General features: G+C 72.3%; 11 protein-coding genes and 3 pseudogenes. 5 read left to right on the top strand and 9 right to left on the bottom strand.

Annotated elements, in window-relative coordinates:
- Positions 1 to 4 precede the first annotated feature (4 nt).
- The 4 genes and pseudogenes from KSF81_RS20530 to KSF81_RS32355 all read right to left on the bottom strand — a co-directional run.
- The gene (locus tag KSF81_RS20530; RefSeq protein WP_217380536.1) at positions 5 to 1,357 is read right to left on the bottom strand and encodes a tetratricopeptide repeat protein; all 1,353 of its coding nucleotides are present in this window, start codon (positions 1,355 to 1,357) and stop codon (positions 5 to 7) included.
- Positions 1,358 to 1,379: 22 nt separating this feature from the next.
- On the bottom strand, positions 1,380 to 2,666 hold the full coding sequence (locus KSF81_RS30210) for a hydantoinase/carbamoylase family amidase (protein WP_309139636.1): 1,287 nt from the start codon (positions 2,664 to 2,666) through the stop codon (positions 1,380 to 1,382).
- Complete coding sequence (locus KSF81_RS30205; protein WP_254453658.1) at positions 2,663 to 3,292, bottom strand: CoA transferase; 630 nt, start codon at positions 3,290 to 3,292, stop codon at positions 2,663 to 2,665. The genes KSF81_RS30210 and KSF81_RS30205 overlap by 4 nt, the downstream gene beginning before the upstream one ends.
- A 52-nt stretch (positions 3,293 to 3,344) precedes the next feature.
- Positions 3,345 to 3,794: pseudogene (locus KSF81_RS32355) on the bottom strand (CoA transferase); the annotation flags it as partial.
- A 70-nt stretch (positions 3,795 to 3,864) separates the two neighbouring features.
- Between KSF81_RS32355 and KSF81_RS20520 the strand changes: the two are divergent.
- The 4 genes from KSF81_RS20520 to KSF81_RS20505 all read left to right on the top strand — a co-directional run bounded on the left by KSF81_RS20520 (position 3,865) and on the right by KSF81_RS20505 (position 7,756).
- Positions 3,865 to 4,833, top strand: coding sequence for a tripartite tricarboxylate transporter substrate binding protein (locus KSF81_RS20520; RefSeq protein WP_254453656.1), 969 nt, complete (start codon positions 3,865 to 3,867; stop codon positions 4,831 to 4,833).
- A gap of 26 nt (positions 4,834 to 4,859) precedes the next feature.
- On the top strand, positions 4,860 to 5,861 hold the full coding sequence (locus tag KSF81_RS20515) for an NADPH:quinone oxidoreductase family protein (RefSeq protein WP_217380534.1): 1,002 nt from the start codon (positions 4,860 to 4,862) through the stop codon (positions 5,859 to 5,861).
- A gap of 96 nt (positions 5,862 to 5,957) precedes the next feature.
- Positions 5,958 to 7,343, top strand: coding sequence for an MFS transporter (locus tag KSF81_RS20510; RefSeq protein WP_256444358.1), 1,386 nt, complete (start codon positions 5,958 to 5,960; stop codon positions 7,341 to 7,343).
- Between the two features lie 98 nt (positions 7,344 to 7,441).
- Positions 7,442 to 7,756, top strand: a complete 315-nt coding sequence (locus KSF81_RS20505; protein WP_217380532.1) for a DUF3574 domain-containing protein — start codon at positions 7,442 to 7,444, stop codon at positions 7,754 to 7,756.
- Here the strand turns inward: KSF81_RS20505 and KSF81_RS32350 are convergent.
- The 5 genes and pseudogenes from KSF81_RS32350 to KSF81_RS20485 all read right to left on the bottom strand — a co-directional run bounded on the left by KSF81_RS32350 (position 7,753) and on the right by KSF81_RS20485 (position 12,997).
- A pseudogene (locus KSF81_RS32350) lies at positions 7,753 to 8,086 on the bottom strand (DHCW motif cupin fold protein). The gene KSF81_RS20505 and the pseudogene KSF81_RS32350 sit on opposite strands and share 4 nt — an antisense overlap.
- A gap of 4 nt (positions 8,087 to 8,090) precedes the next feature.
- Entirely contained in the window at positions 8,091 to 11,183 is a 3,093-nt protein-coding gene (locus KSF81_RS20495; RefSeq protein ID WP_217380531.1) for an efflux RND transporter permease subunit, read from the bottom strand.
- Between the two features lie 21 nt (positions 11,184 to 11,204).
- Positions 11,205 to 11,789, bottom strand: coding sequence for an efflux RND transporter periplasmic adaptor subunit (locus tag KSF81_RS30195; protein ID WP_309139739.1), 585 nt, complete (start codon positions 11,787 to 11,789; stop codon positions 11,205 to 11,207).
- Positions 11,735 to 12,331, bottom strand: coding sequence for an efflux RND transporter periplasmic adaptor subunit (locus KSF81_RS30190; RefSeq protein WP_254453655.1), 597 nt, complete (start codon positions 12,329 to 12,331; stop codon positions 11,735 to 11,737). The genes KSF81_RS30195 and KSF81_RS30190 overlap by 55 nt, the downstream gene beginning before the upstream one ends.
- A 66-nt stretch (positions 12,332 to 12,397) precedes the next feature.
- A complete protein-coding gene (locus tag KSF81_RS20485; RefSeq protein ID WP_217380530.1) occupies positions 12,398 to 12,997 on the bottom strand; it encodes a hypothetical protein in 600 nt (199 codons plus the stop codon).
- Positions 12,998 to 13,371: 374 nt separating this feature from the next.
- Here KSF81_RS20485 and KSF81_RS30185 point away from each other — a divergent pair.
- Positions 13,372 to 15,087 (top strand): annotated as a pseudogene (locus tag KSF81_RS30185) (MG2 domain-containing protein); the annotation flags it as partial.
- Positions 15,088 to 15,113: the final 26 nt, after the last annotated feature.

Raw genomic sequence — 15,113 nt, 5'->3', positions numbered from 1 at the left:
CCCCTCAATGCGCCACGGCGCGGGCGGCTTCGGCATAGCCCACCCGCCGTTCCGGCGGCACCGGATGCCGGCCGGCGACCCGTTCCAGCAGCAGCCGCGCATCCTCGGCAAGCTCGGCCTTCATGGCGGCATCGAGGAAGAATTGCTCCAGCACGTCCTGCTGCGCGTGGCTGCCGCCCAGCACATACATGCCGCCCAATGCCGGGCGCATCGCCGCCACCGCGCCGGCATGGTCACCCTGCCCATGCCGCAGCACCGCCTCGCAGACCGGCAGCGCGATGCGCCCCACGATGGAAGCGGCGCTGCCATGGTTGGCGCCGGCGAAGTCCCGCATCCCCTCGAGCATCCGCCGCGCCGCCTCCCAGCGCCCGGTCGCGGCCAGCGCCATCATCCAATGCGGCAGGGTGAAGGTGGAGAGGCAGTCGCCGATCCGCGCCTCCGCCTTGTCGGCCAGCTCGGTCCAGCGGTCGCCGACCTCGATGCCATGGCGTTGCAGCCGGAACAGCATGGAGGCGGCATTCTGCACATCGATGTAGAGATCGGGCTGCGCCTGCGTGACCGGGCTCTCCAGGTCGCGGAAGCGGCGGTCATAGAGGTCGAGCACCGCGGCGAATTCGCGGCGCTCCATGTGATACATGGCCCGGTGCCACCAGAGGTGGTGCATCAGGTTGTTGCCGCCTTCCCAATGGCGCTCCAGCCCGGCGACCCAGGCGATGCCCTCGCCACGGCGGCCCTGCATCTCCAGCACATGCGCCACCGCATGCGCCGCCCAGAGATCGCCGGGATCGAGCGCGATGGCGGCGCGGCCGGCGGCCTCGGCCACGGTGTAATTGCCGCATTCCTCCTGCGCGAAGGCACGGCAGGCCAGCACGCTGCCATAGGCCGGCAGCCCCTCGCCCCAATGCGGCAGCACATGCTCCGCCGCCACCGCCATGTCCGGCGCGCGGCCAAGCCAGAAGGAGCAGAAATGGTGCAGCCGGAAGGCCAGGATGTCGTGCGGGTGGTCCCGGAAGATGCCGTTCCAGATGGCGATCGCCTGGTCCATGCCGCCATCCGCCCAGGCTTCCAGCGCCGCCACATGCGCCTGTTCGCGCGGGGTCGCGCGGGCGGTGTGGCGCCTGGCCTCGGCCAGCGCCTCCTGCGCCGCGGGCACCAGGTCCTGCTTGTGGGCCAGCATGGTGAAATAGCCCCGCAGCACATGCAGCAGGCCGAATTCCGGGTCCGCCAGCAGGGCGCGCTTGAGCCGCTGCGGCGTATCGGCGCGGTATTTCAGGTAGCCCTGCAGGCTGTCATCGAAGCCGCGCACCGCTTCCGGCGAATCCGTGCTGACCGCCAGGCCATGGGCATCCTTCAGCATGGGCTTGTCCTCCCTGCCGGCATCATGCCGCCTCGCAGCCCGCCTCCGCCAGCCAAACCGCCAGCACGGCGATGGCCGCCATCAGGTCCGCCGTCTCCATTTCCTCATGCGGGTTGTGGCTGCCGTTACGGTTCCGCACGAGAAGCATCCCGGTCGGGATGCCGGCGGCGGCGAAATCCGCGGCATCATGGCTGGCCGGGCTGCCCAACGGGTGCTGCGCGATGCCGAGCCGCGCCGCCGCATCCGCAAGCCCCGCCCGGATGCCCGGGTCCATCTGGCCCACCGCGCCGGCATTGCGCTCGCCGAGGTCGATGGTCACGCCGCGCGCCGCGGCGATGCGCGCGACGATGCCGTGCAGCCGCTGCTCCAGCGCCGCCAGATGCCCGGCCTCATAGGCACGGAGGTCGAGGCTCATCTCGAAACCGCCCGGCACCACGGTCATGGCGTGGCGGTCCGCAAGCGTGTGGAAGCGGCCGATGGTGCAGGCCATGGCGCGGCCGGCTACCTCCTCCTCCCGCCACAACGCCTCCAGCGCCAGGGCAAGGTCGGCGCCGGCCAGCGCGGCGTCGCGGCGGAAGCGGCGCGGCAGGCCGACATGCGCGTCCTCGCCGGTGATGCGGATGCGGGGGTGGCGGATATTGCCGGGGATGCCGGTGCAGACGGCAATGGCCGCATCCGCCTCCACCAGTTGCGGCGCCTGCTCGATATGCACCTCCAGGAAGGCGCGCACCGTGGCGGGCTCGATCAGCCGGGTGCCGGCAGCCAGCGCCTCCGGTTCGCCGCCGCAGTCGCGGATGTGGTCGGCCAGGCTCCGGCCGGTGCCCGTGCGCGGCAGGCCCAGCGCCGCCACCGGCAGCAGGCCGAGCGCCGCGCGGCTGCCGATCAGGCCAAGCTGGAACCACACCGCCTCCTCGCAACGGGTGGCCAGGAGCGTGATGTCCTGCCGCGGCCGCAGCCCCAGCCCGCGCAGCGCGGCGATGGCGGCGAGCCCCGCCAGCACCCCGGCGGCGCCATCGAAATTGCCGCCATGGAGGACGCTGTCGAGATGCGACCCGATCATCAGCCGCGGCGCCGACCGGTCCGCGCCGGGCCAGGTCATCGCCAGATTGGCCGCCGCATCGCTGGCCAGCACCAGGCCGAGGCCCCGCGCCGCCTCCGCCACCAGCGCCTGCGCCTGGTTCTCGCCGGGGCCGAAGGCGTCGCGGGTGATGCCGGGCGGGTCGGCACCGATCTCAGCCACGCCATCCAGCAGCCGCTGCACCAGCGGGCGCTGCGCCGCCACCGCCGCGGCGATGCGTGCCGGGGTCACAGCCCGAGTTCCGCCAGCACCTCCGCCGTATGCTCCCCGAGCGCCGGCGCCGGCACGCTCCAGGGGCCGAGGCCGGGCAGGGCCGGGAAGGGCAGGGTGCCGAGGCCGGGCTGCGCCAGCGGCACCGCCGCCCCCACCGCCTGCACATGCGGGTCCGCCAGCCAATCGAGCGGCGTGTTCACCCTGTCGCAGAGCATCCGCGCCGCCTGGAAACGCTCCACCCATTCGGCGACCGGCCGCCGCAGGAAGGCTTCGCGCAGCATGGGCAGCAGCGCCTCCCGGTTCCGGCCGCGATCGACATAGGTGGCGAAGCGCGGGTCCCGCGAGAGATCGGGCAATTCCAGCACGGCGCACATTTGCACGAAGTCCGGCTCCCGCAGCAGCGCCACCATCACCCAATGGCCACAGCTTCCCTGATAGGTGCCGGCCGGGACATTGGGCGGCTCCGCGGCGCGGCCGAGCAGCCCCTGGTCGGCGATGTTGAAGCCGAGGAAGGCCGCCGCCGACTGCATCAGCGAGACATCCAGCACCCGCGGCCGCGGCGCCGCGCCGGATACCCGGTCCCGCGTCTGTTCCGCCAGGGCCGCCTGCACCGCGGCGAAGGCGGAGATTCCCGGTGGCGACATCCACCGCCATGATCTGCCCGGTGCGGTGCGGCACGCCATCCACCCCCGCATTCAGCGAAACCAGCCCGGTGAAGGCCTGGGCCACGCTATCCGTGCAGGGCCGCTCGGCATAGGGGCCCTGCTGGCCGAAGCCGGAGATGGAGAGGAAGACCACATCCGGCTTCCCCGCCTCCGGCACCAGCCCGATCCGCCGGGCGACCCCCGCCCGGAAGGCTTCCAGCATCACATCCGCCCGGGCCGCCAGCTTCGCCAGGGCGGCACGCCCGGCCTCGGTCTGGAGGTCGAGCACCACGCTGCGCTTGCCGCGGTTGAAGCTTACATGCATCACGCTCTGCGTGCCCTCCCGCGTCGAGAGGCCGCGGGACCAGTCGCCGGCGGGCGGCTCGATCTTCACCACATCGGCGCCGCAGGCGGCCAGCAGGGTGGCGCAATAGGGGCCGGCGATGCCCTGGCTGGCATCCAGTACAAACAGGCCCTTGTAGGGTTTCAGAGTTTCGGCCATGGCGTTTCCCCGCTTTCCCGTCAGGGCCTATCCTGCCTGGAACGCGGCTTGAGGGAAGGGACGACCTGAAATGGGCATCACGCGCCGCCTCGCGCTTGCGGGGCTTGCCGCCGCGCCGCTCACCCCTGCGGCCGCGCAAACGGCGGAATGGCCCAGCCGGCCGGTGCGCTTCGTGGTGCCCTATCCGCCGGGCGGGCCCACCGACATCATGGGCCGCGTCGTGGCGCAGCGGCTCACCCAGGACCTGCCGCAGCCGGTCGTGGTGGAGAACCGCACCGGCGCCAGCGGCTCCATCGGTTCGGAGCAGGTGGCGCGGGCGGCGCCGGATGGTACGGTCTTCCTGGTCAATGCCTCGGCGCATGTGATCCTGCCGCATATGCTGCGGGTGCCCTATGACGCGCTGGCGGATTTCGTGCCCGTCACCAACATCGCCTCGGTGCCGCTGATCCTGGTGGTGACGCCCTCGCTGCCGGTGCATTCGGTGGCGGAGCTGATCGCCTATGCCAAGGCCAATCCCGGGCGGCTGTCCTTCGCCTCTTCCTCCAATGGCGGGGCGCCGCATCTGGCCGGCGAGTTGTTCAAGCTGATGGCCGGGGTGGAGATGATGCATGTGCCCTATCGCGGCAGTGGCCAGGCGCTGCCCGACCTGATCGCCGGCAATGTGCAGGTGATGTTCGATTCCATGCCGAGCAGCGCCGGCGCGGTGCGCGAAGGCCGGCTGCGACCGCTGGCGGTGACGACCGAGGGGCGCCAGGCCGCCTTCCCGGATCTGCCGACCATCGCCGAGGCCGGCCTGCCGGGCTACGAGATCAGCACCTGGTACGGCATCTGGGCGCCGGCCCGCACCCCTGCCGATATCGTGGCGCGGTTGCAGGCAGCGGTGGCGGCGGGCCTGCGGGCGCCCGAGGCGCAGGAGCGGATGGCAGCGCTGGGCGCCGTGCCGGTGGCCGACAGCCCCGAGCATTTTGCCGGCTTCGTCCGGCGTGAATTCGAGCGCTGGGGCAAGCTGGTGCGCGACGCGAATATCCGGGCGGATTGACCCGCTGGCGGCGCTGACGGAACGAGGTGCGGCATGAAGGCCCTGGTCTGCGAATCCTGGCGCGAATCGATGCGCTGGAGCTGAAGGACATCCCGCCGCCGCCGCTCCGCCCCGGCGGCGTGCGCATCCGGGTGGCGGCGGCCGGCGTCAGCTTCGCCACCCAGCTCGTGGTGGCCGGCAAATACCAGCGCCGGCCGCCGCTGCCCTTCGTGCCGGGGACCGAGGTGGTGGGCAGCGTGCTGGAAAGCGCCCCGGACGTGCCGGACCCGCTGCCCCCCGGTACCCGCGTCTTCGCCGTGCTGGACTGGGGCGGCCTGGCGGAGGAGGCGGTGGCGGATGCCATCCATGTGGTGCCGGTGCCGGAAGGATTGCCGCTGGAACCCGCCGTGGCGATGCCCATCAGCTACCCGACCGCCGCCTCCGCGCTGCTCTGGCGGGCGCGGCTGGAGCCCGGACAATGGGTGCTGGTGCAGGGCGCGGCGGCCGGGGTCGGCCTTGCCGGGCTGGAGGTGGCGAAGGCGCTCGGCGCCCGGGTCATCGCCCGCTGCGGCGCCGCCAAGCGAGGCGTGCCGGAGGCCCGCGGCGCCGATGCGGTGCTGGACAGCGCCCAGCCCTTCCGCGACGCGGTGCGCGACATCACCGGCGGCCAGGGCGTGGCGGCGGTGCTGGATACGCTGGGCGGCGCCGCCTTCGACGAGGGGCTGCGCTGCCTCGGTGATGGCGGCACGCTGGTGACGGTGGGCTTCGCGGCGGGCGCCATCCCGCAGCTTCCGGTGAACCTGCTGCTGCTGAAGAACATCGCCGTGGCCGGCCTCAATTGGGGCACCTATGTCGGCTGGTCGCCCGGCGACAACCGGCAATTGCACGCGCCGCGCGCCCGGGCGCTGTGGAACCGGTTGATGGGCTGGTGGCAGGACGGCGCGCTCCGGCCCGAGGTGCATGCCGGCTTCCCGCTCGCGCAATTCCGGGAAGCGATGGCCGAGGTGCGGGAGCGCCGGGCCACCGGGCGGGTGGTGCTGCGGCCTTGATTGGCGCAGTGCCTCCGGGAGCGTAGCCTGCCGGCATGAAGGACACCCCCGGGGGCGCCCCGGCCCCCCCTTGCGCCGGCCAGGGCCGATCCGCGGCTGATCGCGGCCATCGTCGCCAGCGCGCTGTTCATGCAGAACCTGGACAGTTCCGCCATCGCCACCGCGCTGCCCGCCATGGCGCGCGACCTCGGCGAGGAACCGGCGCGGCTCGGGGTGGCCGTGACCTCCTACCTGGTGTCGCTCACCGTCTTCATCCCCTTCTCGGGCTGGGTGGCGGACCGCTTCGGGGCGAAGCGGGTCTTCATGGCGGCGATCGTGGTCTTCACCCTGGCCTCGCTGCTCTGTGCCCGCTCCACCGGCCTTGGCGAGTTGGTGGGCGCGCGGGTGCTGCAGGGGATGGGCGGCGCCATGATGGTGCCGGTGGCGCGGCTGCTGCTGCTGCGGCAGATCCGCAAGGACGAGATGCTGAGCGCCATGACCTGGCTCACCATGCCGGCCATGATCGGGCCGATCAGCGGGCCGCCGCTCGGCGGCTTCCTGACCGATGCCTTCGGCTGGCGCTCCGTCTTCCTCATCAACCTGCCGATCGGCGTCATCGGCCTGGCGCTGGTGGCCTGGAAGATCCCGCGTGTGCCGCCCGCCGATCCCGGGCCGCCGGACCGGCTGGGGCTTTTGCTGCTCGGCCTCGCCCTGGCACTGTTCATGTTCGGGCTGGAGACGGTGGGGCGCGGCGTCGTGCCGCGCGGGCTGCCGGTGGCGGGGCTGGTGCTGGGCTTCGGCCTCGGCTGGGCGGCGGTGCGGCATTGCCGGCGGGTGCCGCGCCCGGCGCTGGATTTCAGCCTGCTCCGCATCCCGAGCTTCAACATGGCGGCGCTGGCCGGCAGCCTGTTCCGCACCGGCGCCGGCGCCACGCCCTTCCTGGTGCCGATGCTGCTGCAGGTGGGATTCGGGAAAAGCGCCTCCCAGGCGGGGCTGGTCTCCTTCGCGACGGCGCTTGGCGCCCTGGCGATGAAGCCGCTGGCCCAGCCGATCCTGCGCCGCTTCGGCTTCCGCCGGGTGCTGGTGGGCATGGCCCTGCTTTCGGCGGCGGGCATCGCGATCTGCGCCGCCTTCACCCCGGCCTGGCCGCTGACGGCGATCTTCCTGGCCCTGGCGCTCGGCGGGCTGTTTCGCAGCCTGCAATTCACCGCATTGAACACCCTGGCCTTCGCCGACCTGCCGATGGCACGGCTTTCCGCCGGCACCAGCTTCTTCGGCACCTTGCAGCAGCTCGCGCCGGCGCTCGGCGTGGTGCTGGCCAGCGCGACGCTGGAGGCGAGCGCCGCGCTGGCCGGCCGGCCGGCGGTCGCGGTGGCGGATTTCGCGATGGGGTTCCTGGTGGCGGCCGGCGTCGTCATCGCCTCGGCTCCCTTCTTCGCGCGGCTGGCGCCGGATGCGGGGGAGGCGGTGAGCGGCCACCAGGCCCGCCGGCCGCCGTCCTGACGGGAACGGCAGCCCGGCTCTGCGGCCTCGCGCTGCTGCTGGCCGGCTGCGCGGGGCCCGCTGCACCGGATTGTGCGGCGCTGGGCGGGCAGCCCGCCGTGCTGGCCACGCTGTTCTTCGGCCGGGCGGTTCAGGGCGGCCCGCCCGTGTCGCAGCGGGAATGGGAGGATTTCGCCGATTCCGTCATCACGCCGCGCTTCCCGGAGGGCTTCACGGTGCTGGAGGGCCAGGGCCAATGGCGCAACCCGGAGACGGGGCGGCTGGTGCGGGAGGATAGCAAGATCCTCCTCCTCGGCGCCGCCGACCAGCCCGCCACGCTGCGCGGCCTGGACGAGATCGCGGCGGAATGGCGGCGCCGCTTCCGCCAGATCTCGGTCGGGCGCATCACCCGGCGCGTCTGCGCCGCTTTCTAATCCACGATGAACAGCTTCACCCCGGTGCGGGTGGAGGACCGGTGCGGCGCATCGCCGAAATCGGAGACCTGGTAGCTCATCCCCGGCGTCAGGGTGAAGCGGCGGCCATCCCGCAACTCGGTTTCCAGCTCGCCCTCCAGCACGTAGAGCACGTGCCCGCGGTCGCACCAATGATCGGCCAGGTAGCCGGGGGGAATAGTCCACCCGCCTTATCCGGAGATCGCCGATCTCGAGCGTCTGCCACACCGCCTCGCCGGTCTCGCCGGGATGGCGCGTTTCCGCCACGCCGGTCCAGTCGGTGACGGTGAAGGGCAGGGGCGGGATCTTCATGGTGCTACTCCGCTGGTGCCGCGGCCGCGGGCGCCTGCCGCCGCCGGGTGGTGAAGCGCCGCGCCAGGCTGTCGAAGCCGAGATAGAGCACCGGCGTCACGAACAGGGTCAGCACCTGCGACACCGCCAGGCCGCCCACCACGGCAAGGCCGAGCGGCTGCCGCAATCCCGCCGCCGCGCCCCAGCCGGCCGCAATCGGCACCGCGCCGGCGCCGGCCGCCAGGGTGGTCATCAGGATCGGCCGGAAGCGCAGCAGGCAGGCCTCGCGCACCGCGCTGAAGGGCGCGGCGCCGGCGCGTTGCCGTTGCAGCGCCACGTCCACGATCATGATGGCGTTCTTCTTCACCAGCCCGATCAGCAGCAGCACGCCGATCACCGCGATGACGGAGAGATCGAGGCCGAACAGCCAAAGCGTGGCGAAGGCGCCGAGCGCCGCGGCCGGCAGGCCGGAGAGGATGGTCAGCGGGTGGATCAGGCTCTCATAGAGCACGCCCAGCACCACATACATGATGAGCACCGCCGCCAGCACCAGCATGCCTTGGCCGGCAAGCGCCTGCTGGAACACCTGCGCCGCGCCGCTGAAGCCGGTGACGATGGTGGGCGGCATGCCCATCTCGCGCTCCACCGCGCGGATCGCCGTGACGGCGTCCCCCAGCGCCACGCCGGGCGGCGTGTTGAAGCCGATCACCACCGCCGGAAGCTGGCCCTGATGCGAGACGTTCAGCGGCCCGGAGCGCCGCTCGATGGTCGCCACCGCCGAGAGCGGCACCAGCCGCCCGCTGGAGGAGCGGAGATAGAGCTTGGCCAGCCCCGTCTCGTCCCGCTGGTCCTCCGGCAAGGCTTCCAGGATCACCGGATAGGCATTGGCTTGGCCATAGATGGTGGAGATCTGCCGCGAGCCGAAGGCGGAGAACAGTGCCTGCCGCACCTGATCGACCGTGACGCCGAAGGCGGTGGCACGGTCGCGGTCGACATTCACCTGCACGACAGGCGCATCGAGCTGGAGGTCGGTGTTCACGTCCTGGAGCTGCGGCAGGGCCTCCAGCCGCTCCTCCAGCCGCGGCGCCCAGTCATACAGTTCCTCAAGCCGGAGGCCCTGCAGGGTATAGAGATACTGGGTGCGGGTCTGGCGGGCGCCGAAATTGATGTTCTGGATCGGCTGCAGGAAGACCCGCAATCCGGGGAAGGCGTTCGCCTTGCCCCGCAGGTCCTGGATCACCGCCTCCACCGGAGGCCGCTCCCCGCGCGGTTTCAGCTCCACAAACATCCGGCCCTGGTTGATGGAGATGCTGCCCCCCACCGTGCCGAGATTGGACACCACATTCGTGACGGCCGGCGAGCGGCGCAGCGTCTCGGCCAAATGGTTCTGCATCTCCGCCATGGCGGCCATGGAGGCGCCGCGCGGGCCCTCGGTATTGACCACCAGCAGCCCGGTATCCTCCACCGGGAAGAAGCCCTTGGGGATGACCACGGCCATCCAGCCGGCGGCACCGACGGAGGCGAGGAACACCACCCAGACCAGCAGCCGCATCCTGAGCGCCCGGTCCAGCAGCCAGGCATAGACGTGCTCGATCCCCAGGAACCCCCGCTCCAGCACCCGGTCGAGCAGGGAGGGCCTGTGCACAGCGCGCAGCCGGCTGGCCATCAGCGGGGTCAGGGTGAGCGAGACCAGGCAGGAGGCGAGCACGGCGAGCGAGACGGTGGCGGCGAAGGCGTTGAAGACCCGGCCCACCACGCCGCCCATCAGCAGGATGGGCAGGAACACGGCGATCAGCGACAGGGTGATGGAGATGATGGTGAAGCCGATCTCGCGGGCGCCGCGGATGGCCGCCTGCATCGGCGCCATCCCCTCCTCGATGTGGCGGACGATGGCCTCCAGCATCACGATCGCATCGTCCACCACCAGCCCGACGGCGATGGTGAGGCCGAGCAGGGTCACGTTGTCGATGCCGTAGCCGAGCCAGTACATCAGCCCGAAGGCGACGCAGAGGCTGATCGGCACCGCCACGGTCGGGATCAGGGTGGCCGAGAGGCGGCGCAGGAACAGGAAGCAGACCAGCACCACCAGGGCGATGGCGATCAGCAGGCTTTCCTGCACGTCATGCACCGCCGCCCGGATCGAGTGGCTGCGGTCGAGCATGACATTGATCTCGGCGCCCGGCGGCAGCGAGGCCTGAAGCTCGGGCAGGCTGGCCTTGACGCCATCCACCACCTCCACGGTATTCGCATCCGGCTGGCGCTGCACCGCCAGGATCAGGGCGCGCTGGCCATTGCGCCAGGAGGCCCGGCGCTCATTCTGGATGCCGTCCACCACCTGGGCGATCTCGTTCAGCCGCACCGGGGACTGGGCGCGGCCGGCCACCACGAGGTTGCCGAAAGCCTCGGCATCCTGCGGCTGGTCATTGGCGCGCAGCGTCAATTGCTGCCGCTGGCCCTCCAGCAGCCCGACCGGGGTGTTGGAATTGGCCTGGGCGATGGATTGCTGCACCGTATCGAAGGCCAGCCCCATGGCGGCGATGCGGTCGGGGTCGAGCCGGATGCGCACGGAATAGAGCTGCTCGCCATAGGTCACCACCTGCGCCACGCCCGGCACGCGGGATAGCGCCGGAGCGATGATGGTGCTGGCGATGTCGTTCAACCGGTAGAGCGGGGTGTCGCCGCCCGAGAGCGCCAGCAGGATCACCGGCGCATCCGCCGGGTTCACCTTGCGGTAGGAGGGCGGGATGGTCATGTCGATGGGCAGGCGCCGCTGCGCCCGCGTCATCGCCGCCTGCACGTCCTGCGCCGCCGCGTCGATGCTGCGGCCCAGCACGAATTGGAGGGTGATCTGGGTGGTGTCCTGGCCATTGATCGAGGACATCGATTCGAGGCCGGCGATGGTGCTGAACTCACGTTCCAGCGGCAGCGCCACGCTGGTGGCCATGGTCTCCGGGCTGGCGCCGGCGAAATTGGCGAAGACGGTGATGACCGGGAAGTCCACCCGCGGCACGGCCGCCACCGGCAGCCGCGTATAGGCGATGACGCCGGCAATGATGGCGGCGATGGCGAGCAGCCCGGTCATCACCGGACGGCGGATGCAGAGTTCTGAAAGCGTCATCCCGCCCGGTCCCCGAATCGCCTATCGCACGCTGGAGACGCGCTGCGGCGTCCCCGGCGGCTGGTTCCGCTCCACCGCCCGGGTGCCTTCGGTGACGCGCTGCGCGCCATCCACGATCACCCGCTCCCCCGCGGCCAGCTCGCCGCGCACCACGGCCCGGCCGCCGACCATCCGCACCAGGTCCACCGGGCGCCGCCGGGCGGTGTTGTCGGGGGCCAGCACGAAGACGAAGCGGCCGCCCTGGCCGGTCTGCACCGCCGGCGCGGCCACGGTGATGGCATTCTCCTGCTCGCGCGGTACCAGCACCACCTGCACGTATTGGCCGGGCCAGAGGCGGGATTCCGAATTGGCGAAGCGGGCCTTCAGCAGGATGGTGCCGGTCGTGGTGTCCACCGCGCTGTCGATGAAGACCAGGTGGCCCTCGACATGCGGCGCCGCATCCTGTTCCGGCTTGGCCCGCACCCTCGGCGTGCCCTCCGCCATCGCGGCGCGGATCTCGGGCAGCCAGCGTTCCGGCACCGCGAATTGCACCAGGACCGGGTCCATCTGCGTCAGGGTGGTGATGGCGGTATTCTCCGCCTGGCGCACGAAATTGCCGACCCGTATCGGGATGGCGCCCAGCCGCCCGTCGATCTCGGCGGTGATGGTGGCGAATCGATGGTGAGCCGGGTCTGGACGATCAGCGCCTCGGTCGCGCGGGCATTCGCGGCGGCGGCCAGGGCATCGGCCTGGGCCTGCTCGAAGCGCTGCTGCGAGGCGAAGCTCTCGCCCCGCAGGGACTGGTAGCGGGCCTGGTCGGCCTGGGTGCGGGCGGAGAGGGCGCGGTCGCGCGCCAATTGCGCCTCCTGCTGCGCCAGGATGGCCTGGTTCAGCCTGGCATCGAGGGTGAAGAGCGGCTGGCCGCGCTTCACCATCTGGCCCTCGGTGACATGCACCTGGGTGATCTGCCCATCCACGCGGGTGCGGACCGTCACCACGGATTCGGAGGCGACGATGCCATTGGCCAGGATCTCGATCGGGACCGAACCGACCTGGACCTGATCGGTGGTCACCGGCACGGCGCCGCCGCCCTGCTGGGCAAGCGCGCCCGCGCCCGGCAGCAGGGCCGCCAGGGCCAGCAGCAATCGTGAGAACAGGCGTCGCTTCATCGGATTCGTCCCTCGGACCGCATATGGCCCTGCCGTCCCGCCCGGGCGAGGTCCGGTCACGCAGGGTTACAATAACGCCTCCCTGGTCCCGTCCCACAAATGATCCCGTGTGGAACGAAAATAGCAACCCCCCATGCCATGGGCTGCCGGGCGCCGGCCCGGCCAGCCTTGCCACATGCCGAAGCAGGGGCGCTGCGCGGCCCGGCTCGGCTGTGGCATGCTGCCGCCATTACGCTTGCCGCCACGCTTGCCGCCCTTGGGGGGGATGCCTTCGCCATGCGCCTGCTGCTGCTCCTGCTCGGCCTGCTGCTCGCCGCGCCTCCCGTCCTGGCGCAGGGCTTCGAATTGCCCGGGCTGTCGCGCGATGCCGAGGGCTATCAGCGCAGCCTCGCCCGCCGCTTCCCGGCCGGCGCCACCGCGCAGCAGCGGAGCCAGGCGGAGGCGCGGGCGGTGGCGGCGGAGCGGGCCGGCACATTGGGCCGCCGCCGCCCAGGCATGGGAGGAGCGCATCGCCGGCGGCGAGGAGCGCCCCGAGCACTGGCTGGCCCTGGCCCGCGCCCAGATGCGGAAGGCCCCGCCCGAGCCGGGCCGGGCCTTGCAGGCGGCCTTCCAGAATTTCCAGATGGTGCCCGGCGGCGCCCCGGAAATCCCCTCGCTCCTGCTCATGGCGGAAGCCCTGGCCGCGCTCGACCGGCCGGTGCAGCAGCTCCAGGCGTTGCAGGCGGTGGTGGAGCGGGCGCCGGAGGACCCCCGCTACCGCCAGATGCTGGCCGAGGCCCGCCGCGCCGCCGGGCTGCTGGTCGCCCGCATCAATACCGAGGCCGAGGCCGAGCCGGCCCGCGCCTGCCTCAGCTTCACCGTGCCCCCCCGCCCGCCGCACCGACTGGCAGCCGGGCGACTGGATCCGGGCCGACCCCGCCATCCCCGGTCTGGCCGTGGTGCGGGAAGGGGACCAGCTTTGCGCTGTCGGCCTGCCATATGGCCAGACCACCCGGCTGATCCTGCGCACCGGCCTGCCCGGCGAGGACGGGCTGCGGCTGATGCGCGATACCCCGGTGCGGGTGGCGATGCCCAACCGGGCGCCGCGCATCATCTTCGACAACAGCAGCTTCCTGCTGCCGCGTGGGCAGGAGCCGCGGGTCGGGCTGGCCACCATCAACATCTCGGCGATCAAGCTGCGGCTGGTGCGGGTAACGGAGCGCAACCTGGTGCCCTTCGGCCGCGACTGGCGGCCGGGCGAGGCGATCGAGGGCTATGGTGCGGACGAGTTGCCCGAAACCTGGGGCCGGGTGGTCTGGGAGGGCCGCGCCGAGCTGCCGGGCTTCGAGGCCAATCGCGTCCAGCGCCACGCCCTGCCGCTGCCGGAGGCCTTCCGCGCCGCCGGGCCGGGGCTCTATGCGCTGGTCGCGCGGCCGGGGGACGGGTCGCGCGCGCGGGCCATGGCGCTGCCGGTGATCGTCACCGATCTCGGCCTCACCGCCTGGCGCAGTCCGCAGGGGCTGGCGGTGCAGGTGCGCGGGCTCCAGGCCGGGCGGCCGGAGGCGGGCGTGCAGGTCCGGCTGCTGGCCACCAACAACGACATCCTGGCCACCGCCGAAACCGGGCCGGACGGGCTGGCGCGCTTCGCCGCGCCGCTGCTCCGTGGCACCGGCCCGATGGCGCCCAAGGCGCTGCATGCGGCGCGCGGAGATGACCTCGTCGCGCTCGATCTCGAAGCCGCCTCCTTCGACCTTTCCGATCGCGGCGCGGGCGGCGTCGCGCATCCCGGGCCGCTGGATGCCTTCCTCTGGCTGGATCGCGGCATCTACCGGCCGGGCGAGACGGTGCAGGCCGCCGCCCTGCTGCGGGATGGCGGCGGCGCGCCGGTGGACCTGCCGGCCCGCTTCCGGCTGCGCCGGCCGAATGGCAGCGTCTTCGCCGAGGCCGTGCCGGCACGGGAGCCCGGCGGCGCCATCCTCTGGCCGGTCGCGCTGGTGGGCGGCGCGCCCGCCGGCGTCTGGACGCTGGAGGTGCTGGCCGACCCCAATGCGCCGCCGATCGGCAGGACCGAGTTCCGCGTGGATGCCTTCGTGCCGGAACGGCTGGAGGTGCGGGCCGGCCCGGCGCCCGGGCCGCTGGTGCCGGGCCAGGTGCTCGACCTGCCGGTCTACGCCCGCTTCCTCTATGGCGCCTCGGGCGCCGGGCTGACCGGCGAGGCCGAATTGCGCCTCACCGCGCTGCGCTCCCCCTTCGAGCAGTATCGGGATTTCCTGTTTGGCCTGACGGATGAGCAATTCGCCCCCGACCTGCTCTCCTTCGACATCGAGCCGCTGGATGGCGAGGGCAGGGGCAGCGTCGCCCTCTCCCTGCCGCGGGCGCCCGACACCACCCGGCCGCTCCGGGCCGAGATCGGCATCTCGATCGACGAGCCGGGCGGCCGCGCCTCCCGCACCTCGGTCACGCTGCCCGTGCGCTCGGCGCATCGGCTGATCGGGGTGCGGCCGCTGTTCAACGACTTCGCCATCGATGCCGATGCCGAGGCCGGATTCGAGGTCATCCTGCTGGAGGGCGATGGCAGCCCCGCCGCCGGGCGGCTCCGCGCCCGGCTGGTGCGGGAGCGGCCGGACTGGCGCATCGTCACCCGCGGCAGCCTGGCCCGCTACGAAACCGTCTGGCGGGACGAGGCGGTGGATTCCACCGAATTGCAGGTGGAGGCCGGCCACCCCACGCGCTTCGCCCGCCGCCTGCCCTTCGGCCGCTACCGGCTGGAGGTGGCGGAGCCGGGGGGGCCTCGCCATCACCT

Source organism: Siccirubricoccus sp. G192, assembly GCF_019084075.1.
Lineage (GTDB): Bacteria > Pseudomonadota > Alphaproteobacteria > Acetobacterales > Acetobacteraceae > G192.
Note: the sequence above shows the minus strand (reverse complement) of the source record. Positions and strands in the feature narration are given on the sequence as shown.

Bases quoted from the DNA above. Each gene is read 5' to 3' on its own strand.
- KSF81_RS30190 (WP_254453655.1), bottom strand. From the start codon at position 12,331: ATGAAGCGACGCCTGTTCTCACGATTGCTGCTGGCCCTGGCGGCCCTG.
- KSF81_RS30205 (WP_254453658.1), bottom strand. From the start codon at position 3,292: ATGTCGCCACCGGGAATCTCCGCCTTCGCCGCGGTGCAGGCGGCCCTG.
- KSF81_RS20495 (WP_217380531.1), bottom strand. From the start codon at position 11,183: ATGACGCTTTCAGAACTCTGCATCCGCCGTCCGGTGATGACCGGGCTG.
- KSF81_RS20485 (WP_217380530.1), bottom strand. From the start codon at position 12,997: ATGAGCAGGAGCGAGGGGATTTCCGGGGCGCCGCCGGGCACCATCTGG.
- KSF81_RS20520 (WP_254453656.1), top strand. From the start codon at position 3,865: ATGGGCATCACGCGCCGCCTCGCGCTTGCGGGGCTTGCCGCCGCGCCG.
- KSF81_RS20530 (WP_217380536.1), bottom strand. From the start codon at position 1,357: ATGCTGAAGGATGCCCATGGCCTGGCGGTCAGCACGGATTCGCCGGAA.